This is a genomic window from Pseudomonas shirazensis, from assembly GCF_050496565.1.
GTDB lineage: Bacteria > Pseudomonadota > Gammaproteobacteria > Pseudomonadales > Pseudomonadaceae > Aquipseudomonas > Aquipseudomonas shirazensis_A.
Genome location: NZ_JBNWAE010000001.1, coordinates 415,702 through 439,757, shown reverse-complemented (window position 1 = coordinate 439,757; position 24,056 = coordinate 415,702). Strand labels below are relative to the sequence as shown.

Sequence of the window (24,056 nt, the reverse complement as noted above, 5' to 3'; positions counted from 1 at the left end):
CATGGAAACGCGCGCAGATGTACTGATTGTCGGTGCCGGTATGGTCGGCAGCGCCCTGGCCCTGGCATTGCGCCACAGCGGCCTGCAAGTCGTCCTGCTCGACGGCGGCCCGTTGTCGGTCAAGCCGTTTGACCAGCAAGCCGCGTTCGAGCCGCGGGTCAGCGCCTTGTCGGCGGCCAGCCAGCGCATCCTCGAGCACCTCGGCGCCTGGGACGGCATCGTCGCCCGGCGCCTGTCGCCGTACACCGACATGCACGTGTGGGACGGCAGCGGCACCGGCCAGATCCACTTCTCGGCGGCCAGTGTTCACGCCGACCTGCTGGGTCATATCGTCGAAAATCGGGTGGTCCAGGACGGCCTGCTGGAGCGCTTGCTCGACAGCGACATAGGCCTGCTGGCCAATGCCCGCCTGGAGCAGATGCGCCGCTCCGGTGATGAGTGGCTGCTGACCCTGGCCGATGGCCGTCGCCTGCGTGCGCCGTTGGTTATCGCTGCCGATGGCGCCAATTCGGCGGTGCGCCACCTGACCGGCTGCGAGACCCGCGAGTGGGATTACCTGCACCAGGCCATCGTCACCAGCGTGCGCTGCAGCGAGGCGCACCAGGCCACCGCCTGGCAGCGCTTCACCGACGAGGGGCCGCTGGCGTTTCTGCCGCTGGCGCGTGATGGCGGCCAGCAGTGGTGCTCGATCGTCTGGTCGACTACCCCAGAGCAGGCCGAGCAACTGATGAAGCAGGACGATGCCGCCTTCGCCGAGGCCCTGCAGCGGGCCTTTGAGGGGCGTTTGGGTCAGGTGCTTGAGGTTGACCCTCGGGTCTGCGTGCCGCTGCGCCAGCGCCACGCCAAGCGCTATGTGGCTGAAGGTCTGGCGTTGATCGGCGATGCCGCCCATGTGATTCACCCGCTGGCCGGGCAGGGCGTCAACCTGGGCTTTCTTGATGCCGCGGTACTGGCCGAAGAGCTGGTCCGGGCCTGCGAGCGCGGCGAGCGGTTGGCGGATGTGAAGGTACTGAGCCGCTACGAGCGCCGGCGCATGCCGCACAACCTGGCGCTGATGGCAGCCATGGAGGGCTTCGAGCGGCTGTTCCAGGCCAACCCGTTGCCGCTGCGCTGGCTGCGCAACAGCGGTTTGAAGTTGGTCGAGCAACTGCCTGAGGCGAAGGCGCTGTTCGTGCGTCAGGCGCTGGGTTTGTCGGGCGATCTGCCGGAACTGGCCCGGCCCTGACTGCAACATCTGGTAACTGCTCAGCGGGTGAGCTGCTTAATGGTATTCACTACCATTCGCAGCTCAATCACCCGCGAGGAATTCCCGATGTTGCCACGCAAGCACCTACTGGCCGCCCTGGCCCTGACCCTGTTCGGCGGCACTGTGCAGGCGGCGGACGAAGTGGTGGTGTACTCCTCGCGCATCGATGAGCTGATCAAACCGGTGTTCGACGCCTACACGGCCAAGACCGGGGTCAAGATCAAGTTCATCACCGACAAGGAAGCGCCGCTGATGCAGCGCATCAAGGCCGAGGGCCAGAACGGCGTGGCTGACCTGCTGCTCACCGTGGATGCCGGCAACCTCTGGCAGGCCGAGCAGATGGGCATTCTGCAGCCGATCAAGTCGGACATCATCGACGCCAACATCCCTCCCCAGTACCGCGCCAAGTCCCATGACTGGACCGGCCTGAGCCTGCGCGCGCGGACCATCGTCTACTCCACCGAGCGGGTCAAACCGAGCGAGCTGAGCACCTACGAGGCGCTGGCCGACAAGCAGTGGGAAGGGCGCCTGTGCCTGCGTACTGCGAAAAAGGTCTACAACCAGTCGCTGACGGCGACCATGATCGAGACCCATGGCGAGGCCAAGACCGAGCAGATCATCAAGGGCTGGGTCGGCAACCTGTCCACTGACGTGTTCTCCGATGACACCGCTGTGCTGCAGGCCATCGAAGCCGGCCAGTGCGACGTTGGCGTGGTCAACACCTACTACTACGGCCGCCTGCACAAGCAGCAGCCCACTCTGCCGATCAAGCTGTTCTGGCCGAATCAGGCCGACCGTGGCGTGCACATCAACCTCTCGGGCATCGGCCTGACCAAGCATGCGCCGCACCCGGAAGCAGCGAAAAAACTGGTGGAGTGGATGACCGGCGAAGAAGCGCAAAAGCTGTTTGCCGACATCAACCAGGAGTTCCCGGCCAACCCTAAGGTCAAGCCGTCGGATGAGGTAGCTGCCTGGGGCACGTTCAAGGCTGACAGCCTGCCGGTGGAAGTGGCCGGCAAGCGTCAGGCCGAGGCGATTCGTCTGATGGATCGGGCTGGCTGGAACTAAGCGCCGGGCTTTATCCTTGCTGGCTGCTGATTTTTGGGGCCGCTCTGCGGCCCTTCGCGGCGGTCCGGCGTTCCGGTGAGCCCGCTCCCACAGGTTCTGCGGCGCTGCAGGTCCCTGTGGGAGCGGGTTCACCGGAACGCCGGACCGCCGCGAAGGGCCGCAAAGCGGCCCCAACCTATAAACGAGACTCGAGACTTGTCCCACGACCCCCAACGCCGCTGGTACCTGCCGGTCGGCCTGATCGCCGCTCTGGTACTGCTGCCGCTGAGCGTCCTGCTGCTGTCATGGCAGTCGATCGATATGCAGATCTGGTCGCACCTGCTCGACACGCAAATGAGCCGTCTGCTGGGCAATACCCTGACCCTGGTAGTCGGTGTGGGCATCGGCGTCACCATACTCGGCGTGAGCCTTGCCTGGCTCACCAGCCTCTGCGAGTTCCCCGGGCGGCGCTGGCTCGACTGGGCCTTGATGCTGCCGTTCGCCATTCCGGCCTATGTACTGGCGTTCGTATTCGTTGGCCTGCTGGATTTCGCCGGGCCGGTGCAGAGCGCTCTGCGTGAACTATTCGGGCCGATGCGCCTGCCCCGGGTGCGGTCTACCGGCGGGGTAATCACCGTGCTGGTGCTGGTGTTCTACCCCTACGTGTATCTGCTCGCGCGAAGCGCATTCATGGCTCAGGGCAAAGGCTTGATGGAGGCGGCCCGGGTCCTGGGCCTGTCGCCGTTGCAGGCGTTCTGGCGGGTTGCGCTGCCGATGGCGCGGCCCGCCATCGGCGCCGGCATCGCCCTTGCGCTGATGGAAACCCTGGCGGATTTCGGCGCCGTGGCGGTATTCAATTTCGACACCTTCACCACCGCCATCTACAAGACCTGGTACGGCTTCTTCAGCCTGTCCAGCGCGGCCCAGCTGGCCAGTTTGCTGCTCTTGGTAGTGATGCTGGTGCTGTATGGCGAACGCCGCGCCCGCGGTGCCAGCCGCAGCGGTAACGAGCGGCCACGGGTGCAGGCGTTGTATCACCTGCGCGGGCTCAAGGCGTGGGCAGCCAGCGGCTGGTGTCTGCTGGTGTTCGCCTGCGCCTTCGTCATCCCGCTGCTGCAACTGCTGGTGTGGTTCTGGCAGCGTGGCCGGCACGATCTGGATGAGCGCTATGTCGGCCTGGTCATGCACACCCTGTACCTTGGCGCGATGGCGGCACTGATCACGGTCACCGCCGCGCTGCTGCTGGCGTTTGCCCGCCGCCAGGCACCGACCGGGGCGATCCGCGCCGGTGTTGGCCTGGCCAACCTGGGCTATGCCTTGCCCGGTTCGGTGTTGGCGGTGTCGATCATGCTGGCGTTCAGTTATCTCGACAATCAATTGGTGGTGCCGCTGTCGCAATGGCTGGGCGGTGCCGGCCGGCCGTTGCTGCTGGGCAGCCTGGCGGCATTGTTGCTGGCCTATCTGGTGCGCTTTATCGCGGTCGCCTATGGCCCGCTGGAAAGCAGCCTCGAGCGGATTCGACCGTCACTGCCGGAAGCCTCGCGCAGCCTCGGCGTCGGCGGGCCGAGATTGTTTTTCAAGGTATATCTGCCGTTGTTGGTACCGGGCGCTCTGAGTGCCGCCTTGCTGGTGTTCGTCGATGTGCTCAAGGAGATGCCGGCGACCTTGCTGATGCGTCCGTTCGGCTGGGACACCCTTGCCGTACGGGTGTTCGAGATGACCAGCGAGGGCGAGTGGGCACGCGCTTCGCTGCCCGCGCTGACGCTGGTGCTGGTCGGCCTGTTGCCGGTCATCGGCCTGATACGCCGTTCGGCCCGTCGCCCGGGTCAGACTCACTGAGGATGCCAGCCCGCGCCCTTGCCGCTACAATGCGCGCCATTCGCTGCGGCGGGTCCTACAAGATCAGGTGACGATTGAACGTCGCCGACCGTCGCCGCTTCGCCACGCCCGGAAGGAGAAACCCATGGGACAGCGCACACCTTTGTACGACTGGCACTTGGCGCTAGGCGCCAAGATGGTCGACTTTGGCGGTTGGGACATGCCTCTGCACTATGGCTCGCAAGTCGAGGAGCACCATCAGGTGCGCGCTGACTGCGGCGTATTCGACGTCTCGCACATGACGGTGATCGATGTCGATGGCCCGGCAGCCACACCCTGCTTGCAGTACCTGCTGGCCAATGACGTGGCCCGCCTGGGCAGTACCGGCAAGGCGCTCTACAGCACCCTGCTGAATGAACAGGGCGGTGTGGTCGACGATTTGATCGTGTATCGCACCGAGGCCGGCTACCGGCTGGTGGCCAATGCCGCCACCCGAGCCAAGGTCGTCGCCTGGCTGCAGGCGCACAGCGCTGGCTACGAGGTCAACGTCACGCCACGTCCGGAGCTGGCCATTATCGCCATCCAGGGCCCCCGTGCCCGCGACAAGGTGGCTGAGCTGGTGTCCTGGTCGCGCGCAGCGCTGATCCGTGAGCTACAGCCATTCGAAGGCGTGGCTGAGGGCGATTGGTTCATCGCACGCACCGGCTACACCGGCGAAGACGGCCTGGAGATCATTCTGCCTGCCGAACAAGCTCCGGTTTTTTTCAATGACCTGGTTGGCGCCGGTATCGCCCCGAGTGGCCTCGGCGCGCGCGATACCCTGCGCCTGGAAGCCGGCATGAACCTGTACGGCCAGGACATCGACGAGCAGCACACCCCACAGACCTCCAACCTCGGCTGGTGCATCGCCTGGCAGCCGGCCGAGCGCGAGTTCATCGGCCGCAGTGCGCTGCTCAATGAAATCGAGCACGGCGTGCAGGAAAAACTGGTCGGGCTGGTGCTCGAAGAACGCGGCGTGCTGCGTGCCCATCAGGTGGTTCGCGTCGCCGGGATTGGCGAAGGGGAGATCACCAGTGGTAGTTTCTCTCCTACGCTGAGCAAGTCGATTGCCCTGGCGCGTGTGCCGATGGCCACCGGCGAGCGCGCCGAGGTCGAAATTCGCGGCAAGTGGTACCCGGTGCGGGTGGTCAAACCGACCTTCGTGCGCCACGGCAAGATTCTCATCTAACAATTATCTGGCGGGCCGACCGCTGATCCCTGACATCGAGGACCCTACGACATGAGCAATATTCCCGCCGAACTGCGTTTTGCCGAAAGCCACGAATGGGCACGGCTGGAAGCCGATGGCACGGTAACCGTTGGCATCAGCGATCACGCCCAGGAGGCTCTGGGTGACGTGGTTTTCGTCGAGCTGGCTGAAGTTGGCAAAGTGTTCGCAGCAGGCGACGCTGCTGGCGTGGTCGAGTCGGTCAAGGCCGCTTCGGATATCTACGCGCCGGTCTCGGGCGAAGTGATTGCGGTCAACGAAGACCTGGCTGACAGCCCTGAATCGCTCAATGACAGCCCTTATGAATCGTGGATCTTCAAACTCAAGCCGGCCAACACTGCCGAGCTGGACAAGCTGCTCGACGCCGCTGGCTACAAGGCTGCTATCGGCGAGTAAATAGCCCCGCTGCAGCGCTTGTCGCTCCTGGGCCGGCACGGCTGGGCCAGGAGCGGTCGCTATCACTCAGTTGCCACCATCGGTAGCAACAGCGCGGGCTTATTCAGCTACAGCGTTTTTGGCCAGGATGGCATTGGCCAGTTGCATGTCGCTTGCCTCCAGGCCTGGATTGTCGGCCCGTACCTGACGCATCGCAGCTTCAAGGAACGGCCCGCGAATAGCCCCTTCACTGGCAACGAAGCTGCCGGCATCGTCCTGCGCAGCGACGATCATCTTGTGATCCTTGAACGTCAGATAGGTCGACGCAGTAGTTGCGCCGGACGAGATGACGTTGTGCCAGAAGCTGTCGGCCATGGCCGAGCCAACGGGCAGCGAAAGCAGGGCAGCGGCGGCGATGGCTGTTTTGAAACGCATGCTGAAGTACCTGGGAGGGTGGGCGGATAATGCTTGCTTGGATGCTCGATCCACAGGCCAAGTTCCTTGCGCGCTAAGGAATATTCGTCAGCTGCAGACGTTCAGCACTTCACTCAGACTGGTCAGCCCGCGGGCGATCTTGGCCTCACCGTCGCTGCGCAGATCGCGCAGGCCATCGCGCAGGGCATGCTGACGCAGCTGCGCCAGGTCGGTCGCCGGGCCAATGCTGCCGAGTAAGGCTGCACCTGGTGTGAGCAGCTCAAACAGCCCGATACGGCCCAGGTAACCGGTACTGCGGCATGCCCGACAGGGCATGGGCGGCTGCGCTGACTGGCCTTTGCAGGTGGCGCACAAAGTGCGCACCAGACGCTGGGCCATTACCCCGATCAACGTGGCTTTGATCAGGTAATCGGCAACGCCCAGCTCTTGCAGGCGAACAATCGCTGCGCAGGCATCGTTGGTGTGCAGGGTCGACAACACCAGATGGCCGGTCAGTGCTGCCTGCATGGCCACCTGAGCGGTTTCACGGTCGCGGATTTCACCAATCATGATGATGTCCGGATCTTGCCGCAGCAGCGCCCGAACGCCGTTGGCAAAGCCCAGGTCAAGGCTGGGCTGCACCTGCAATTGGTTGAACGCTGGCTCCAGCCGCTCGATCGGATCTTCGATGGTGCACAGGTTGACCTCTGGCGTGGCCAACCGCTTGAGGCTCGCGTACAGCGTGCTGGTCTTGCCCGAGCCGGTCGGCCCGGTTACCAGAATGATGCCCTGACGCTGGCGCAGCAGTGCCTGCCAGCGGTGCAGCAGCTCGCCATCGAGGCCGAGCCGGTCGAAGTCCTCATGCAACTGCTGCGGGTCGAACAGGCGCAGCACCAGCTTTTCGCCAAACGGGGTGGGCAGGGTCGACAGGCGCAGCTCGACTTCCATCTCGCCGGCCAGCCGCGTCTTCAGGCGACCGTCCTGCGGTCGGCGTTTCTCCGCGACATCCATGCGGGCCAGATGCTTGAGGCGGCTCACCAGCGCCAGGGTAACGGCCAGGGGAAAGGCATACACCGTGTGCAGCAGGCCGTCGATGCGATAGCGCAGCTGGCCTTGTTCACGGCGCGGTTCGAGGTGGATATCGCTGGCGCGCTGCTCGATCGCGTACTGCAGCAGCCAGTCGACGATATGCACGATGTGCGCATCCTCCGCGCCGGCCTCGCCTTGGCGCTTACCCAGCTCCAGCAACTGCTCGAGCTCGCCCAGGCTGGCATCCTGTTGCAGGCCGGCACCCTGAACCGAGTGGGCCAGGCGGAACAGGCTCTGACTCAGTTGGCGAATGTGCACTGGGCTGGCTAGCACGCGCTGGACGCGCTTGCCCAGGCTGCGCGCCAGATCGTGCTCCCACTCACGCTGAAAGGGCTGCGAACTGGCCACGGTGACGCTGTGCACATCGACTGCCAGAGCGAGGATGCCATGGCGGTCGGCGAAGGCACGCGAGATCAGGCTGCCGACCTGGGCCAGGTCGATCTGCAGCGGGTCGAGCCGGACGAAGGGTTGCTGCACGGCATCGGCCAGCCATTGGCACAGGCTGTCCAGATCGAGGACATGGCCGGGGCGCTGTTGATCGCTCAGGTTCAGGCTGGCGATGATTTCGAGCGGGTGGCTGTTGCTCTGGTTAGGCGCTTCAAGGGCCTGCAGGACATCGCTGGGTTGCAGGCGGTGGTCGGTGAGCAAGGCGTCGAGCAGGCGTTTGAGGTCGAGGTCGTGGCTGTCTTGGGTATGCATTGTGGCGGCGTCCGTGCCGGAAAGGTACGGGCAAGGCTAGTCGCCTGGACGGGTTTGGCGTCGATGCAACGATTGCGGGGTTTTACTGGCTGAAATTGGTGTTTTGCTTGAGTAAGTCGGGGGCTGCTTTGCAGCCCTTTCGCGACACAAGGCCGCTCCTACAGGGACCGCGTACTATCTGCTTGCGCGGTCCCCGTAGGAGCGGCCTTGTGTCGCGAAAGGGGCGCAAAGCGCCCCCCAGCGCCCGTCAGCCTGCCGCCACACCCTGCAACTGCGGCAAGTTGCTGAGCTCGACCTCACCAACGCAAACCAGATTGCGCAGCTTCTGCGCGATGACTTCAGCGCGATGCCAGCTCAAGCCATCGATGCCGATGTCCAGCTCCAGCCAGTCGCCCTGCTGACGCATCTGCACACTATTAGGCGTGAGGAACTGCATCGCGAACAGGTTCAGCACTCGGCACAGGCTGTCTGGCTCGGCCTCGGCTTGCAGTTGATAACGCACGTGGCTGTGCGCCGCGCTGGCGGCCCAGACGTCGGAGCGGGGCAGGGTATCGGGCCGTTCGAGTGCGTTCATGAGATTCTCCTCCAGGGCGGAAGAAATTCTGCCACGCGGAAGGCGGCATTTTTTCGCTATGATTGAGTCGATTTGCCAGATCGACAGATAGATCAATTCGCAGGTAAGCAGTTTGGAGAATAGTTAATGCAAAGCGAACTGGACGCCTATGACCGCCGCATCCTGCAGCTGCTGCAAGAGGATGCTTCATTGTCCAGCGCGCAGATTGCCGAACGTGTCGGCCTGTCGCAGTCACCCTGCTGGCGGCGCATTCAACGGCTGAAAGAAGAGGGGGTGATTCGCGCTCAGGTGACCCTGCTCGACCGCAAGAAGGTCGGCCTGAATACGCAGATCTTCGCCGAGGTGAAGCTAAACGCCCACGGGCGTTCCAACTTCGCCGGCTTCACCGAAGCGATCCGCGAATTTCCCGAGGTGCTGGAGTGTTACGTGCTGATGGGGTCGGTGGACTTTCTGTTGCGCATTGTCACCCCGGACATCGAAGCTTACGAACGGTTCTTCTTCGAAAAGCTGTCGAATGTGCCGGGGATCCAGGAGGTCAACTCGATCGTGGCCTTGTCCGAAATCAAGTCCACGACCAGCCTGCCGTTAGCGCGTTGACGGCGACTTGAGCAGGTGCTTCCAGGCACGGTTCTGCTCGATCGCACGGGCCTGTTCGACGCGGGCGATCAGCAGTTCGTCGTTCTCTTCTTCGCCCAGCGGCTGCTCGGCCAGCTTGTGCAGCTTGTTCAGCTCGCCATAGAGGCGGTCCATTTGCGGCACGTCGAGTACCTGGCGGGCGTGGCGCAGCCAGGTCAGCAGGGTTTCAATGCGGGGCAGCTGCTCGCCGAGGTCTTCCGGCTGCTGCACATAACGCTCCTGCAGCTTCAGCGCGCGGGCTTCTTCGCCGACCAGGTGCTGCAGCCAGTTGGCCAACTGCGCCTTGCCCTGGCGCTCGCCACGGGCTTTGCGCTCGACGGTCCAGGTGCGGGCCAGCAACCAGCGTGAGGTTTCCAGCGAGAACTGGCCCCAGCGTGGGTCTTCCAGCTCTTCGCTGAACTGCTCGGGCGCGGCGCGTCGGACGTCTTCGTCGTCGTTACCGGCCTGAACCAGCGGGCGCCAGTCTTCCAGCAACGCGTCGAGGCTGGCGCGCAGGGCGCTGGTGGTCGCGCGCGGCGCGGCCTGGCCCATGCTGCCAGCCAGGGCGCGCAGTTCGCTCAGGCACTGTACCCAGTCCTGCAGCAGGCGCCAGTGGCCGCTGTGGCGGTACTGCTCGGCCAGCCGTTGGCTGCTCGCCAGCAACTGCCAGGCCAGGGCGGTGAAGGCATCGTCGACCGGCATCTCGGCGTCGAGCTCGGCGCTTGGCAGGTCCAGCTCGTAGCTGTCCGGCTCAAGCAGGCGGTAGCCACGCTCGGCCTTGCTGATGTCGCAGGGCATCAACGGCAGGCTGGCGGCCAGCTCGGCGGCCAGTTCCAGCAGGGCTTCGGCGGAACCTTCGCGCAGCTCAAGCTCCAGCTCGCAGATTTCTTCCTTGCGCTTGCCAGCGATGACAAAGCCTTGGTCCAGTGCTGCTTCGATAACCACTTTGGCCTTGCCGCGGCCCCAGGAGATCTCGGCGAACTCGCGGGTGAAGTCGGTGGTGAACAGCGGTTTGATGGTCTTTTTGTCGAGCTCGGCGAGTTGCTCGGGCCAGCAGCTGGCGTCGAGTTTTTTCAGGTCGAGCTTGGCTTTTTCCAGCGACCACTCGAATTCGTTGCGCTCGGACAGGCCAGCGACGCTCTGGCCCCGGCACTTGAGGGTCTGGATGACGGCATCGCCGTCGCGGCGCAGACGCAGGGCGACCCGCGCGGCTGACAGCTCACGCTCAGGGGTGTCGAAGTACTGGTTGAGCAGTTCGCGGGTCTGCCAGCCGGACTTGTTGCGCTTCTTCAGCAGGGGGTGCTCACGAAGGGCGGTGAGAGTCTCGCGGCTGGCGCGGAGTTTGAGTTCGGTTTCTTTGTGCATCGCGGGCTCGAAGGAGGGGCATCGTTGCGAGGCAGTCTACAGCAGTCGGCCGTGCTGCTGTGATCCGACTGGTCGGTTGCCCCGGTGCAGCGGCCTTGCGCCGTCTACGTCAGGCGTTGTTATGATGGGTCGACGTTTTCGAGGAATCCGCGCATGCCGTTGCCATCGCTGAAAGACCAGTTCGCCGCCCTGATCGCCGCGCCATCGGTCAGTTGCACCCAGCCCGCACTGGATCAGTCCAACCGCGTGGTAATCGACTTGCTCGCCGGCTGGCTGAGTGACCTTGGCTTCACATGCGATATCCAGCAGGTCACCCCCGGTAAGTTCAACCTGCTGGCCAGTCGCGGCACGGGGCCTGGCGGGCTGATTCTGGCCGGCCACAGCGACACGGTGCCGTTCGATGAGCAATTGTGGCAGAGCGACCCGCTGAAACTGACCGAGGTGGGCGATCGCTGGGTCGGCCTGGGCAGTTGCGACATGAAAGGCTTCTTCGCGCTGGTGATCGAGGCCGTGCTGCCGCTGCTCGAACATGACTTCAAGCAGCCATTGCTGATCCTCGCCACCTGTGACGAAGAAAGCTCGATGTCCGGCGCCCGCGCCCTGGCCGAGGCCGGTCAGCCGCTTGGCCGTGCCGCGGTGATCGGCGAGCCGACCGGGCTCAGGCCGATTCGCCTGCACAAGGGCATCATGATGGAACGCATCGACATTCTCGGCCGCAGCGGCCATTCGTCAGACCCAAGCCTGGGCCACAGTGCGATGGAAGCGATGCACGCAGTGATGGCCGAGATGATCGGCCTGCGCCAGCACTGGCAGCAGACCTACAGCAACCCGCAGTTCACTGTGCCGACGCCGACGCTGAACTTTGGCTGCATTCACGGTGGCGACAACCCCAACCGGATCTGCGGCCAGTGCGCGCTGGAGTTCGACCTGCGGCCGTTGCCCGGGATGGACCCGGAGCAACTGCGCGCGGCCATTCGCGCCAAGCTGGTGCCGCTGGCCGAGCAGCATCAGGTGAGCATCGACTACAAACCGTTGTTCCCGGAGGTGGCGCCGTTCGAGCAGGCCGCCGACAGCGAGCTGGTGTGGGTGGCCGAGCGCTTGACCGGGCACCGTGCCGAAGCTGTGGCCTTCGCCACCGAGGCGCCCTACCTGCAACAGCTGGGCTGCGAGACCATTGTGCTTGGGCCGGGCGACATCGCCTGTGCCCATCAGCCCGGCGAATACCTTGAAATGTCACGTATCGAGCCTACCGTGCGTCTATTGCGTGACCTGATCAGGCACTATTGCCTGAGCTAAACGTCCATTGAGCTGATTCGTTACCTGCCAGAGGAGAGTGCGTGTGACCGCAAGCCTGTTCCGACGATGACCTCGCACCGTTGTGCGTCTTGACCGTTCTCCGTCCACTTAGCCACAGGCCCTGTCATGCCCGATTACGTAACCTGGCTCCGCCACGCTTCGCCGTACGTCAACGCTCACCGTGACTGCACCTTCGTCGTCATGCTGCCCGGCGACGGCGTCGATCACCCCAACTTCGGCAATATCGTCCACGACCTGGTGCTGCTGCACAGCCTTGGCGTGCGCCTGGTGCTGGTGCACGGTTCGCGCCCGCAGATCGAAAGCCGCCTGGCGGCCCGTGGCCTGACCCCGCATTACCATCACGGCATGCGCATCACCGACGCCGCGACTCTGGATTGCGTGATCGACGCGGTCGGCGCCTTGCGCGTGGCCATCGAAGCGCGCCTGTCGATGGACATGGCCTCTTCGCCCATGCAGGGCGCACGCCTGCGCGTGGCGTCCGGCAACCTGGTCACTGCACGGCCGATCGGCGTGCTCGAAGGGGTCGACTATCACCACACCGGTGAAGTCCGCCGGATCGACCGCAAGGGCATCAATCGCCTGCTCGACGAGCGCTCGATCGTGCTGCTGTCGCCGCTGGGCTATTCGCCGACCGGCGAGATCTTCAACCTGGCCTGCGAAGACGTCGCCACCCGCGCGGCCATCGAACTGGCCGCCGACAAGCTGCTGCTGTTTGGCGCCGAGCCCGGCCTGCTTGATGAAAACGGCCGGCTGGTGCGCGAGTTGCGTCCACAGCAGATCGCGCCGCACCTGGCACGGCTGGGCAGCGACTATCAGGGCGAACTGCTGGATGCTGCCGCCGAGGCCTGCAAGGGCGGCGTGGCGCGTAGCCATATCGTCAGTTATGCCGAAGACGGTGCGCTGCTCACCGAGCTGTTCACCCGCGACGGCGGCGGCACCCTGGTGGCCCAGGAGCAGTTCGAGATCGTCCGTGAGGCGAGCATCGAAGACGTCGGTGGCTTGCTCGAGCTGATCAGCCCGCTGGAAGAGCAGGGCATTCTCGTGCGCCGTTCGCGCGAGGTGCTGGAGCGTGAGATCGAGCAGTTCAGTGTGGTCGAGCGCGACGGTCTGATCATCGCCTGTGCGGCGTTGTATCCGATTGCCGATTCGTCGGCGGGGGAGCTGGCGTGCCTGGCGGTCAACCCTGAGTACCGCCATGGCGGCCGTGGCGATGACCTGCTCGAGCGGATCGAATCGCGGGCGCGCACGCTGGGGCTGAAGACCCTGTTCGTACTCACCACACGTACAGCGCACTGGTTCCGTGAACGCGGCTTCGAGCCCAGTGGGGTCGAGCGGCTGCCGGCAGCAAGGGCTTCGCTATACAACTTCCAGCGCAACTCGAAGATCTTCGAGAAGACCCTGTAAGCCTCACGCCACAATGAAAAACGCCGTCTGAGCAGACGGCGTTTTGATTTACACGGTGTGCAGGTACCAGTTGTACTCGAGGTCGGAGATCGAGTGCTCGAACTCCTCCAGCTCGCTTTCCTTGCACGCGACAAAGATGTCGATGTACTTAGGATCGATGTACTTGTTCAGCACTTCACTGTCGTCCAGCTCGCGCAGGGCATCACGCAGGTTGTTCGGCAGGCTCTGCTCAAGCTGCTCGTACGAGTTGCCTTCGATCGGTTCACCCGGTTCGATCTTGTTGGTCAGGCCGTGGTGCACGCCTGCCAACACAGCCGCCATCATCAGGTACGGGTTGGCGTCGGCGCCCGCTACACGGTGCTCCAAACGCACCGCATCGGCGGAACCGGTCGGCACGCGTACAGCCACGGTACGGTTGTCCAGGCCCCAGCTCTGTGCGTTGGGCACATAGAACTGAGCGCCGAAGCGTCGGTACGAGTTGACGTTCGGGCACAGGAACGCCATCGACGCGGGCAGGGTCTCGAGCACACCGCCGACTGCGTGGCGTAACGCGGCGTTCTGCTCGGGATCCTCGCTGGTGAAGATGTTGTGGCCATCTTTGTCCAGGATAGAGATGTGCACATGCAGGCCATTGCCAGCCTGGCCGGGGTACGGCTTGGCCATGAAAGTGGTGTCCATTTCATGGTCGTAGGCAATGTTTTTGATCAGACGCTTGAGCAGCACTGCATAGTCGCAGGCCTTGAGCGCATCAGGCACATGGTGCAGGTTGACTTCGAACTGCGCCGGGGCGCTTTCCTTGACGATGGCGTCAGCCGGGATGCCTTGCTCTTTGGCACCTTCAAGGATGTCCTGCAGGCAGTCGGCGTATTCGTCGAGGTCGTCGATCAGGTAGACCTGGGTCGACTGCGGGCGTTTGCCCGAGATCGGCGAGCGCGGCGGCTGCGGACGGCCGTTCACGTTTTCCTGGTCGATCAGGTAGAACTCGAGTTCGAAGGCGGCGCAGATGGTCAGGCCCATGTCGTCGAACTTGCTCACGACCTGGCGCAGCACTTCACGTGGATCGGCGAAGAACGGCTCGCCTTCGATCTCGTGCATGGTCATCAGCAGCTGAGCGGTAGGGCGCTTCTGCCACGGCTCGTTGCACAGGGTGTCAGGGATCGGGTAGCAGATGCGGTCCGCATCGCCGATGTCCAGACCCAGGCCCGTGCTTTCAACGGTCGAACCGTTGATGTCGAGGGCGAAGAGGGAGGCCGGCAGGTTGATGCCTTTCTCGTAAACCTTGTGGAGGCTGGTGCGCTCAATGCGCTTGCCGCGCACCACACCATTCATATCTGCAATCAGAAGGTCAACGTAGAGAACCTCAGGATGTTCCTTAAGGAACGCGTTCGCTTCGTTAAGCTGAACGGCACGCGGGGGTACCGACATGATGCAACACCTTTGTTGTTAAAAATATCAATCAAGGGGGGCTTGCAGTTCCAGTCAATCGGAAACGCAAACCGAAGTCAAGCCAACCCCTTAACGCCCTGAAATGGCACATCTACGGCAGATTTGCTGCATATCGGGGCGAAGCATTATCCGCTATTTAAGCCGAAAAGGGTTATCTCGGCCTGCCTGTCTTTTATTTTTTACGGAGGTGTTGTGTAAAAAAATGAACAAGGCTAAGCTCGGTCGCAACCCAAAACACAATAATACGAGGGTCATATGGTCCGCTTGTCGCGACCTGCAAGTGCTGTCTGTGCAGTGCTTTCAGGGACTCAATCCGTCTGCCGCAAGGGCAGCGCTCAGCCATTTGCTGACGCTGATGCTCTGGCCGCAATAATTGACGGTCGCCCCGGTCCATACGCCTTACGTCGCAGTCTGCTACGCCCCCTTCGCTTGATCTGCCCTGTGAATGCTTCAAGGAATCCCGCCGTCGGCGTGGTTCCGGTGACGTCCTGTGTGCGCAGTTTTGCAATGCCCGGCTACTCCATCCAGAATCAAGGCGCGGGTCTGCTGCGGCCCTTGCGCCGAGCCGGCTACCGTCTTGATCGACGCCCGACGTCAGCACTGCCCGAGCTATCCCGACCGGGCCACCTTACCTCCTGAGGTATTTATGAGTAACAACCTCGACCAGCTCACCGATTGGTTGAAAGAACACAAGATCACCGAAGTGGAATGCATGATCAGCGACCTGACCGGCATCACCCGCGGCAAGATCTCGCCGACCAACAAGTTCATCGCCGAAAAGGGCATGCGCCTGCCTGAGAGCGTGCTGCTGCAGACCGTGACCGGCGACTATGTCGACGATGACATCTATTACGAACTGCTCGACCCGGCCGACATCGACATGATCTGCCGACCTGACGAGAACGCGGTGTTTCTCGTGCCTTGGGCCATCGAGCCGACTGCTCAGGTGATCCACGACACCTACGACAAAAAGGGCAACCCGATCGAGCTGTCGCCGCGCAACGTGCTGAAGAAGGTGCTCAAGCTCTACAGCGACAAGGGCTGGCAGCCAATCGTCGCGCCGGAGATGGAGTTCTACCTGACCAAGCGCAGCGAAGACCCGGACTTCCCGCTGCAGCCGCCGGTAGGCCGCTCGGGCCGCCCGGAAACCGGCCGCCAGTCGTTCTCGATCGAAGCCGCCAATGAATTCGACCCGCTGTTCGAAGACGTCTATGACTGGTGCGAACTGCAGCAGCTGGACCTCGACACGCTGATCCACGAAGACGGCACGGCGCAGATGGAGATCAACTTCCGTCACGGTGACGCGCTGCACCTGGCCGACCAGATCCTGGTGTTCAAACGGACCATGCGCGAGGCTGCGCTCAAGCACAACGTCGCCGCCACCTTCATGGCCAAGCCAATGACCGGCGAACCGGGCAGCGCCATGCACCTGCACCAGAGCGTGGTCGACATGCAGACCGGCAAGAACATCTTTGCCAACGCCGACGGCAGCATGAGCCAGCTGTTCCTCAACCATATCGGCGGGCTGCAGAAGTTCATCCCGTATGTGTTGCCGCTGTTCGCCCCCAACGTCAACTCGTTCCGCCGCTTCCTGCCCGACACCTCGGCGCCGGTCAACGTCGAGTGGGGTGAAGAAAACCGCACCGTCGGCCTGCGTGTGCCGGATGCCGGGCCGCAGAACCGCCGAGTCGAGAACCGTCTGCCAGGCGCCGATGCCAACCCGTACCTGGCCATCGCTGCCAGCCTGCTGTGTGGCTACATCGGCATGATCCAGGCCATCGAACCGAGCGCACCAGTGCAGGGCCGTGGCTACGAACGGCGCAACCTGCGCCTGCCGCTGACCCTGGAAGATGCACTGGAACGCATGGAGAACTGCCAGGAGTTGGAGCAGTACCTGGGCAAGAAATTCATCGCCGGCTACGTCGCCACCAAGCGCGCCGAGCATGAAAACTTCAAACGCGTGATCAGCTCCTGGGAACGTGAATTCCTGCTGTTTGCCGTCTGAACCAACCCGGCCCGCAGGAGCGCGGCTGCCTTACAACGGAGAAGCACATGAGCGTCAACAACCCGCAAACCCGTGACTGGCAAACCCTCAGCGGTGAGCACCACCTGGCACCTTTCAGCGACTACAAACAGCTGAAGGAGAAGGGCCCGCGCATCATCACCAAGGCTGAGGGCGTGCATCTGTGGGACAGCGAGGGTCACAAGATCCTCGACGGCATGGCCGGGCTGTGGTGCGTTGCGGTCGGTTACGGGCGTGAAGAGCTGGTGCAGGCGGCCGAAAAGCAGATGCGCGAGCTGCCGTACTACAACCTGTTCTTCCAGACCGCCCACCCGCCGGCGCTGGAGCTGGCCAAGGCGATCAGCGACGTGGCCCCGGCGGGCATGACTCATGTGTTTTTCACAGGCTCCGGCTCCGAAGGCAACGACACCGTGCTGCGCATGGTTCGCCATTACTGGGCGCTCAAGGGCAAGCCGCACAAGCAGACCATCATTGGCCGCATCAACGGCTACCACGGTTCGACCGTGGCCGGTGCCAGCCTGGGCGGCATGAGTGGCATGCACGAGCAGGGCGGCTTGCCGATCCCGGGCATCGTGCATATCCCTCAGCCGTACTGGTTCGGTGAAGGCGGCGACATGAGCCCGGACGCGTTCGGTGTGTGGGCGGCCGAGCAGCTGGAACAGAAGATTCTCGAAGTCGGCGAAGACAATGTTGCGGCGTTTATCGCCGAGCCGATCCAGGGTGCTGGCGGGGTGATCATTCCACCAGAAACCTACTGGCCGAAGGTCAAAGAGATCCTCGCCAGATACGACATCCTGTTCGTCGCCGACGAAGTGATCTGCGGTTTCGGCCGCACCGGCGAGTGGTTCGGTTCGGACTACTACGACCTCAAGCCTGACCTGATGACCATCGCCAAGGGCCTCACCTCCGGTTACATCCCCATGGGCGGTGTGATCGTGCGTGACAAGGTCGCCCAGGCACTCAGCGAAGGCGGCGATTTCAACCACGGCTTCACCTACTCCGGGCATCCGGTGGCGGCTGCAGTCGGCCTGGAAAACCTGCGCCTGCTGCGCGATGAGCACATCGTCGAGCGCGCCAGGACAGAAGCGGCACCGTATTTGCAAAAGCGTTTGCGTGAGCTGCAGGACCACCCATTGGTAGGCGAAGTACGCGGCCTGGGCTTGCTCGGCGCGATCGAGCTGGTCAAGGACAAGGCAACTCGCAGCCGTTACGAAGGCAAGGGCGTCGGCATGATCTGCCGTAACTTCTGCTTCGACAACGGCCTGATCATGCGCGCCGTAGGCGACACCATGATCATCGCGCCGCCGCTGGTGATCTCCCATGCCGAGATCGACGAACTGGTGGAAAAGGCGCGCAAGTGCCTGGATTTGACCTATGAAGCGGTGAAATAGCCGCCTGCTACGCTAGCGTTGTGACATTAGGCGGTTACAAGGGTCTGCTGTTGTTGATACAGCGCCTTGTAACTTGCCAGACTAGCGACTGTTTCAGTCGCCCAGCGCTGCACCATGGGACCTGGCTGCTGAACAGATGGCTTGATAATAAATTCTGGAGCATTACGCATGAAGAAAATGGGCAAGACGTTGCTGGCCGCCGCCCTCATGGGTGCCATGGCTACCGCAGTTCAGGCTGACGACAAAGTACTCCACGTCTATAACTGGTCGGACTACATTGCCCCGGATACCGTGGCCAAGTTCGAAAAGCAGACCGGCATCAAAGTGGTCTACGACGTGTTCGACAGCAACGAGACCCTTGAGGCCAAACTGCTGGCAGGCAGGTCCGGCTACGACATCGTCGTACCGTCGAACAACTTCCTCGCCAAACAAATCAAGGCCGGCGTCTATCAGGAGCTGGACCGCTCCAAGCTGCCCAACTGGAAAAACCTCGACGAAGACCTGCTCAAGGCCGTTGGCGATGCCAGCGACGCAGGCAACAAGCACGCCTTCCCTTACATGTGGGGTTCGATCGGCATCGGCTACAACCCGGAGAAGGTCAAGGCCGCGCTGGGCGTGGACAAGATCGACTCGTGGGACACCGTGTTCAAGCCAGAGAACATGGCCAAGCTCAAGAGCTGCGGCGTGACCTTCCTCGACGCCCCGACCGAAATGATCCCGGCCGCTTTGCACTACCTGGGCAAGCCGACCAACAGCAAAGACAAGGCTGACCTGAAAGCAGCCGAAGACCTGTTCATGAAGATTCGCCCATCGGTGGCCTACTTCCACTCGTCCAAGTACATCTCGGACCTTGCCAACGGCAACATCTGCGTTGCAGTCGGCTACTCGGGTGACCTTGAACAGTCCAAGGCCCGTGCCCACGAGGCTGGCGACAAGGTCAAGCTGGCGTACACCATTCCCAAGGAAGGTGCCGGCACCTTCTACGACATGGTCGCCATCCCCAAGGATGCCGAGAACCTCAACGCCGCTTACCAGTTCATGAACTACCTGCTGCAGCCTGAAGTCATGGCCGAGATCACCAACGCCGTGCGCTTCCCGAATGGCAACAAGGCGGCGACTGCTCTGGTCGACAAGGACATCACCAGCGACCCGGCCATCTACCCGTCGGATGCGGTGAAAAAACAGCTGTACGCAATCAGCGATCTCGATGCAGCCACGCTGCGTCTGATCACCCGCAGCTGGACCAAGATCAAGTCGGGCAAGTAAGCCTGATTGAAAGCCTCTGGGCCGGGGTTTTCGGCCCGGAGGCGCACCATGACGAATAAGTTTGCCGCAGCGTCCCTGCAAGGGTAAGTTGCGCGCCGGTTTTGCCAGTCTGGCGGCGCCTTTATCACTGACGGCTACCGTCACCGAATGCACTGTTTTTCAAGGAGCATCCACTTGTCTAAATCTGTACTTCGCAAGGCCTTGCTGGCCGGAGCGGGCCTGACGCTGGCATGCAGCGTCCAAGCGGCGCCTACGGTGCATCTGTACAACTGGTCGGACTACATCGGGCCAACCACCCTCGCCGATTTCGAGAAAGAAACCGGCATCAAACCGGTGCAGGACGTTTTCGATTCCAACGAAACCCTGGAAGGCAAACTGCTCGCCGGTCGTACCGGCTATGACGTGGTCGTGCCGTCCAACCATTTCCTCGGCAAGCAGATCAAGGCGGGCGCATTCCAGAAGCTCGACCGCAATCTGCTGCCCAACTATGCCAACCTCGACCCGGCGCTGATGAAGCGCCTGGAGAAGAACGACCCCGGCAACCTCTATGCCGTGCCGTATCTGTGGGGCACCAATGGCATCGGTTACAACGTCGACAAGGTCAAGGCCGTGCTCGGCGTCGACAGCATCGACTCGTGGGCCGTGCTGTTCGAGCCGGAAAACATGAAGAAGCTGTCCAAGTGCGGGGTGGCCTTCCTCGATTCGGCGGACGAAATGCTGCCAGCGGTGCTCAACTACATGGGCCTCGATCCCAACAGCAGCAACCCCCAGGATTACGCCGCAGCCGAGAAGAAGCTACTGGCCGTGCGCCCTTACGTGACCTACTTCCATTCCTCCAAATACATCACCGACCTGGCCAACGGCGACATCTGCGTCGCTGCCGGTTTCTCCGGTGATGTGTTCCAGGCCAAGGCCCGCGCTGAAGAAGCGAAGAAGGGCGTCAACCTGGCCTACGCGATTCCCAAGGAAGGCGGCAACCTCTGGTTCGATGTCCTGGCGATTCCAGCCGACTCGAAAAAAAGCAAAGAGGCCCACGCTTTCATCAATTATCTGCTCAAGCCTGAGGTTATCGCCCAGGTCAGCGATTACGTCGGTTACGCCAACCCGAACCCCAAGGCTGGCGCGCTGATGGACCAGGATGTCAGGAACGACGCCGCGGTTTACCCACCGCAGGAAGTACTGGACAAGATGTTCGTCAACAGCGAGTTGCCGCCCAAGGTACAACGTTTGATGACCCGCAGCTGGACCAAGGTCAAGTCGGGCAAATAATCATCCAAACCCGCCTCCTTGAAGGCGGGCTTAAAAATCTTGTTGGGAGTTTCACTCATGGCAGTTGCCTCCGGTGCCTATAAGAAAGCCCTCGAGGGTGGCCAGCAACCCAAGCAGGTGCTGGTCAAGATCGACCGGGTCACGAAGAAGTTCGACGAAACAATTGCCGTGGACGATGTGTCCCTGGAAATCCGCAAAGGCGAAATCTTCGCCCTGCTAGGTGGCTCCGGCTCCGGTAAATCGACCCTGCTGCGCATGCTGGCAGGCTTCGAGCGGCCGAGCGAAGGGCGCATCTATCTGGATGGTGTCGACATCACCGACATGCCGCCGTACGAGCGGCCGATCAACATGATGTTCCAGTCCTACGCCTTGTTCCCGCACATGACCGTGGCGCAGAACATCGCCTTCGGCCTGCAGCAGGACAAGATGCCCAAGGCCGAGATCGAAGCCCGCGTGGACGAGATGCTCAAGCTGGTGCACATGACCCAGTACGCCAAGCGCAAGCCGCACCAGCTGTCCGGTGGCCAACGCCAGCGGGTGGCGCTGGCGCGCTCGCTGGCGAAACGGCCGAAGCTGCTGCTGCTCGATGAGCCGATGGGCGCGCTGGACAAAAAGCTGCGCTCGCAGATGCAGCTGGAGCTGGTGCAGATCATCGAGCGGGTCGGCGTGACCTGCGTGATGGTGACCCACGACCAGGAAGAAGCCATGACCATGGCCGAGCGCATCGCCATCATGCACCTGGGCTGGATCGCGCAGATCGGCTCGCCGATCGACATCTACGAAACCCCCACCAGCCGCCTGGTATGTGAGTTCATCGGCAACGTCAACCTGTTCGAAGGGCAGGTGGTCGACGACGCCGAGGGCCACGCGCTGATCGCCAGCCCCGAGCTTGAGCGCAATATCTATGTCGGCCACGGTGTTTCCACCTCGGTCGAGGATAAGAGCATCCTCTATGCGCTGCGTCCGGAGAAGATGCTGGTCACCACCGAGCAGCCGGGCTACGAATACAACTGGTCGCGCGGCAAGGTGCATGACATCGCCTACCTGGGCGGCCACTCGGTGTTCTACGTCGAGCTGCCGAGCGGCAAGATCGTCCAGTCGTTCGTGGCCAACGCCGAGCGCCAGGGCACTCGCCCGACCTGGGGCGACGAAGTCTACGTGTGGTGGGAAGACGACAGCGGCGTGGTACTGCGCTCATGAAAATCCGCAAGCTCAAGCGAGCCTTCCAGCGGCTGGTCCCGGAGGGACGGCACCTGGTGATCGGCGTGCCGTTCATCTGGCTGTTCCTGTTCTTCATGCTGCCGTTCTTCATCGTGTTGAAGATCAGCTTTGCCGAAGCCGACGTGGCGATCCCGCCATATACCGAGATCTACACCTACGTCGAAGACAAGATTCAGTTAGTGCTCAACCTGGCCAACTATGGCCTGTTGACCGAGGATGAGCTGTATATCTCGGCCTACCTCGGCTCGTTGAAGATGGCCTTCATCAGCACCGTGCTGTGCCTGCTGATCGGCTATCCGATGGCCTATGCCATCGCCAATGCGCGCAAGGAAAGCCAGACCGTCCTGCTGCTGCTGATCATGATGCCGACCTGGACCGCGATCCTGATCCGGGTGTACGCCTGGATGGGCATCCTCAGCAACAACGGGTTGCTCAACAGCTTCCTGATGTGGATCGGTCTGATCGACCAGCCGCTGCAGATCCTCAACACCAACCTGGCGGTGTATATCGGCGTGGTCTATTCGTACCTGCCGTTCATGATTCTGCCGTTGTTCGCCAACCTGGTGAAGCACGACCAGAGCCTGCTGGAAGCCGCTTCGGACCTCGGTTCGAGCACCTTCAACAGCTTCTGGAAGATCACCGTGCCACTGTCAAAAAACGGCATTATTGCCGGCTGCATGCTGGTGTTCATCCCGGTGGTGGGTGAGTTCGTCATCCCGGAACTGCTCGGCGGCCCGGAAACCCTGATGATCGGTAAAGTGCTGTGGCAGGAATTCTTCAACAACCGTGACTGGCCGGTAGCCTCGGCGCTGGCGGTAGTGATGCTGGCGATCCTCATCGTACCGATCCTGCTGTTCAACCGTAGCCAGGCCAAAGAGATGGAGGGCAGAGCATGAAGCGTTTCAGTTTTTCCAAGCTGATGCTGGTGCTCGGCTTGCTGTTCATCTACCTGCCGATGCTGATCCTGGTGATCTACTCGTTCAACGCCTCCAAGCTGGTGACGGTATGGGGCGGCTGGTCGCTGAAATGGTACATCGGCCTGCTCGACAACACCCAGCTGATGGGCTCGGTGATGCGCTCGCTGGAGATCGCCTGCTACACCGCGGTCGCCGCGGTGGCGCTGGGCACCCTGGCCGCGTTCGTGCTGACCCGGGTCACCCGCTTCAAGGGCCGCACGCTGTTCGGCGGCCTGGTCACGGCGCCGTTGGTCATGCCCGAGGTGATCACCGGTCTGTCGCTGTTGCTGCTGTTCGTGGCCATGGCGCAGATGATCGGCTGGCCGCAGGAACGTGGCATCGTCACCATCTGGATCGCCCACACCACGTTCTGCGCAGCCTACGTGGCGGTCGTGGTGTCGGCGCGCTTGCGGGAGCTGGACCTGTCGATCGAGGAAGCGGCAATGGACCTCGGTGCCAAGCCGTGGAAGGTGTTCTTCCTGATCACCATCCCGATGATCGCGCCGTCGCTGGCGGCGGGCGGCATGATGTCGTTCGCGTTGTCGCTGGATGACCTGGTACTGGCCAGCTTCGTTTCCGGGCCGGGCTCGACCACCTTGCCGATGGAAGTGTTCTCGGCAGTGCGCCTGGGCGTGAAGCCCGAGATCAACGCCGTGGCCAGCCTGATCCTGCTGTCGGTGTCGCTGGTGACCTTCATGGTCTGGTACTTCAGCCGCCGCGCTGAAGAGCACCGCCGCAAGGCTATCCAGCAGGCTATCGAGGAGGGTGCAGCGGCAAGCGTTGGCCAGCCTCAGGTGCGTCGCCCGAACCAGGCGCCTGCTTCGGCCTGATCGGCGTTATCACCGCTACCTCGTCGCTTGCCAGAGCGGCGGGGTTCGCAGTGCGACATTTTTCTGAGTTTTTCTCTCGCTTGAGATCGCTGGGCCCGCTGCGCGGGCCTTTCGCGACACAAGGCCGCTCCTACATGGACGGCGCCGTGCAGTAATTTTCGCATTTCGATCAAAAAAACAGGATGCACGCCCTCCCGTAGGAGCGGCCTTGTGTCGCGAAAGGGCCGCGCAGCGGCCCCGACGATTTCACGACAAGTGCACCCTCGGGACACGTAGAAAGGAATCGGGCTTACTTCGGCCAGTTCCATGCGGGCTTGTCGGCTGCTGATCATGCGCGACTGGCGCGACAACCGGTGTACGTCAGTGCTGATTGCGGAACCCTGATCTACGCTAACAGTCGCATCCCTCGAACCATTTGCGCGCA

At 62.5% G+C, this 24,056-nt stretch carries 20 protein-coding genes; 15 read left to right on the top strand and 5 right to left on the bottom strand.

All coding sequences use genetic code 11. The features are described 5' to 3' along the window. Position 1 precedes the first annotated feature (1 nt). From ACQZ2L_RS01905 to gcvH, 5 genes are all read left to right on the top strand, one after another. A complete protein-coding gene (locus tag ACQZ2L_RS01905; protein WP_430324511.1) occupies positions 2-1,225 on the top strand; it encodes a 2-octaprenyl-3-methyl-6-methoxy-1,4-benzoquinol hydroxylase in 1,224 nt (407 codons plus the stop codon). A gap of 87 nt (positions 1,226-1,312) precedes the next feature. Continuing rightward, positions 1,313-2,314 (top strand): extracellular solute-binding protein, encoded by a 1,002-nt coding sequence (locus tag ACQZ2L_RS01900; protein ID WP_430324510.1) that lies wholly within the window; start codon positions 1,313-1,315, stop codon positions 2,312-2,314. Positions 2,315-2,509: 195 nt separating this feature from the next. Further along, on the top strand, positions 2,510-4,132 hold the full coding sequence (locus ACQZ2L_RS01895; RefSeq protein ID WP_430324509.1) for an ABC transporter permease: 1,623 nt from the start codon (positions 2,510-2,512) through the stop codon (positions 4,130-4,132). Between the two features lie 124 nt (positions 4,133-4,256). After that, positions 4,257-5,339, top strand: a complete 1,083-nt coding sequence (gcvT, locus tag ACQZ2L_RS01890) for a glycine cleavage system aminomethyltransferase GcvT (protein WP_181090009.1) — start codon at positions 4,257-4,259, stop codon at positions 5,337-5,339. A 51-nt stretch (positions 5,340-5,390) separates the two neighbouring features. After that, the gene (gene gcvH / locus ACQZ2L_RS01885) at positions 5,391-5,774 is read left to right on the top strand and encodes a glycine cleavage system protein GcvH (RefSeq protein WP_430324508.1); all 384 of its coding nucleotides are present in this window, start codon (positions 5,391-5,393) and stop codon (positions 5,772-5,774) included. A gap of 99 nt (positions 5,775-5,873) precedes the next feature. Here gcvH and ACQZ2L_RS01880 read toward each other — a convergent pair whose 3' ends face one another. The 3 genes from ACQZ2L_RS01880 to ACQZ2L_RS01870 form a co-directional block, all read right to left on the bottom strand. Then, positions 5,874-6,188 (bottom strand): DUF2388 domain-containing protein, encoded by a 315-nt coding sequence (locus tag ACQZ2L_RS01880; RefSeq protein WP_186701103.1) that lies wholly within the window; start codon positions 6,186-6,188, stop codon positions 5,874-5,876. A gap of 87 nt (positions 6,189-6,275) precedes the next feature. Further along, complete coding sequence (locus tag ACQZ2L_RS01875; RefSeq protein ID WP_430324507.1) at positions 6,276-7,955, bottom strand: GspE/PulE family protein; 1,680 nt, start codon at positions 7,953-7,955, stop codon at positions 6,276-6,278. Between the two features lie 247 nt (positions 7,956-8,202). Then, a complete protein-coding gene (locus ACQZ2L_RS01870; protein WP_430324506.1) occupies positions 8,203-8,529 on the bottom strand; it encodes a hypothetical protein in 327 nt (108 codons plus the stop codon). Between the two features lie 126 nt (positions 8,530-8,655). On the opposite strand from ACQZ2L_RS01870, the gene ACQZ2L_RS01865 reads away from it, so the two are divergent. Then, positions 8,656-9,126 (top strand): Lrp/AsnC family transcriptional regulator, encoded by a 471-nt coding sequence (locus ACQZ2L_RS01865; protein ID WP_101315298.1) that lies wholly within the window; start codon positions 8,656-8,658, stop codon positions 9,124-9,126. Here the strand turns inward: ACQZ2L_RS01865 and ACQZ2L_RS01860 are convergent. After that, entirely contained in the window at positions 9,115-10,509 is a 1,395-nt protein-coding gene (locus ACQZ2L_RS01860; RefSeq protein ID WP_430324505.1) for an inorganic triphosphatase, read from the bottom strand. The two genes, ACQZ2L_RS01865 and ACQZ2L_RS01860, sit on opposite strands and share 12 nt — an antisense overlap. A 153-nt stretch (positions 10,510-10,662) precedes the next feature. On the opposite strand from ACQZ2L_RS01860, the gene argE reads away from it, so the two are divergent. Continuing rightward, positions 10,663-11,805, top strand: coding sequence for an acetylornithine deacetylase (gene argE, locus ACQZ2L_RS01855; protein WP_430324504.1), 1,143 nt, complete (start codon positions 10,663-10,665; stop codon positions 11,803-11,805). A gap of 126 nt (positions 11,806-11,931) precedes the next feature. Next, entirely contained in the window at positions 11,932-13,230 is a 1,299-nt protein-coding gene (gene argA / locus ACQZ2L_RS01850) for an amino-acid N-acetyltransferase (RefSeq protein ID WP_430324503.1), read from the top strand. Positions 13,231-13,278: 48 nt separating this feature from the next. Here the strand turns inward: argA and ACQZ2L_RS01845 are convergent, their stop codons facing one another. Then, positions 13,279-14,655, bottom strand: coding sequence for a glutamine synthetase family protein (locus ACQZ2L_RS01845; RefSeq protein ID WP_314876979.1), 1,377 nt, complete (start codon positions 14,653-14,655; stop codon positions 13,279-13,281). Between the two features lie 667 nt (positions 14,656-15,322). Between ACQZ2L_RS01845 and ACQZ2L_RS01840 the strand changes: the two genes are divergently transcribed. From ACQZ2L_RS01840 to ACQZ2L_RS01810, 7 genes are all read left to right on the top strand, one after another. Next, positions 15,323-16,681 carry a glutamine synthetase family protein gene (locus tag ACQZ2L_RS01840; protein WP_430324502.1) on the top strand — a complete coding sequence of 453 codons (1,359 nt, stop codon included), beginning with the start codon at positions 15,323-15,325 and terminating at the stop codon, positions 16,679-16,681. Positions 16,682-16,728: 47 nt separating this feature from the next. Then, positions 16,729-18,090: an aspartate aminotransferase family protein gene (locus ACQZ2L_RS01835; protein WP_430324501.1), complete on the top strand. Its 1,362-nt coding sequence runs from the start codon at positions 16,729-16,731 to the stop codon at positions 18,088-18,090. A 168-nt stretch (positions 18,091-18,258) separates the two neighbouring features. After that, positions 18,259-19,356 carry a polyamine ABC transporter substrate-binding protein gene (locus ACQZ2L_RS01830; RefSeq protein WP_430324500.1) on the top strand — a complete coding sequence of 366 codons (1,098 nt, stop codon included), beginning with the start codon at positions 18,259-18,261 and terminating at the stop codon, positions 19,354-19,356. Positions 19,357-19,530: 174 nt separating this feature from the next. Then, the gene (locus ACQZ2L_RS01825) at positions 19,531-20,625 is read left to right on the top strand and encodes a polyamine ABC transporter substrate-binding protein (RefSeq protein WP_430324499.1); all 1,095 of its coding nucleotides are present in this window, start codon (positions 19,531-19,533) and stop codon (positions 20,623-20,625) included. 57 nt (positions 20,626-20,682) lie between these two features. Then, positions 20,683-21,825 carry a polyamine ABC transporter ATP-binding protein gene (potA, locus tag ACQZ2L_RS01820; protein ID WP_430324498.1) on the top strand — a complete coding sequence of 381 codons (1,143 nt, stop codon included), beginning with the start codon at positions 20,683-20,685 and terminating at the stop codon, positions 21,823-21,825. Then, on the top strand, positions 21,822-22,742 hold the full coding sequence (locus ACQZ2L_RS01815; protein ID WP_101315318.1) for an ABC transporter permease subunit: 921 nt from the start codon (positions 21,822-21,824) through the stop codon (positions 22,740-22,742). The genes potA and ACQZ2L_RS01815 overlap by 4 nt, the downstream gene beginning before the upstream one ends. After that, a complete protein-coding gene (locus tag ACQZ2L_RS01810; RefSeq protein WP_430324497.1) occupies positions 22,739-23,632 on the top strand; it encodes an ABC transporter permease subunit in 894 nt (297 codons plus the stop codon). The genes ACQZ2L_RS01815 and ACQZ2L_RS01810 overlap by 4 nt, the downstream gene beginning before the upstream one ends. The last annotated feature ends 424 nt before the right edge of the window (positions 23,633-24,056 follow it).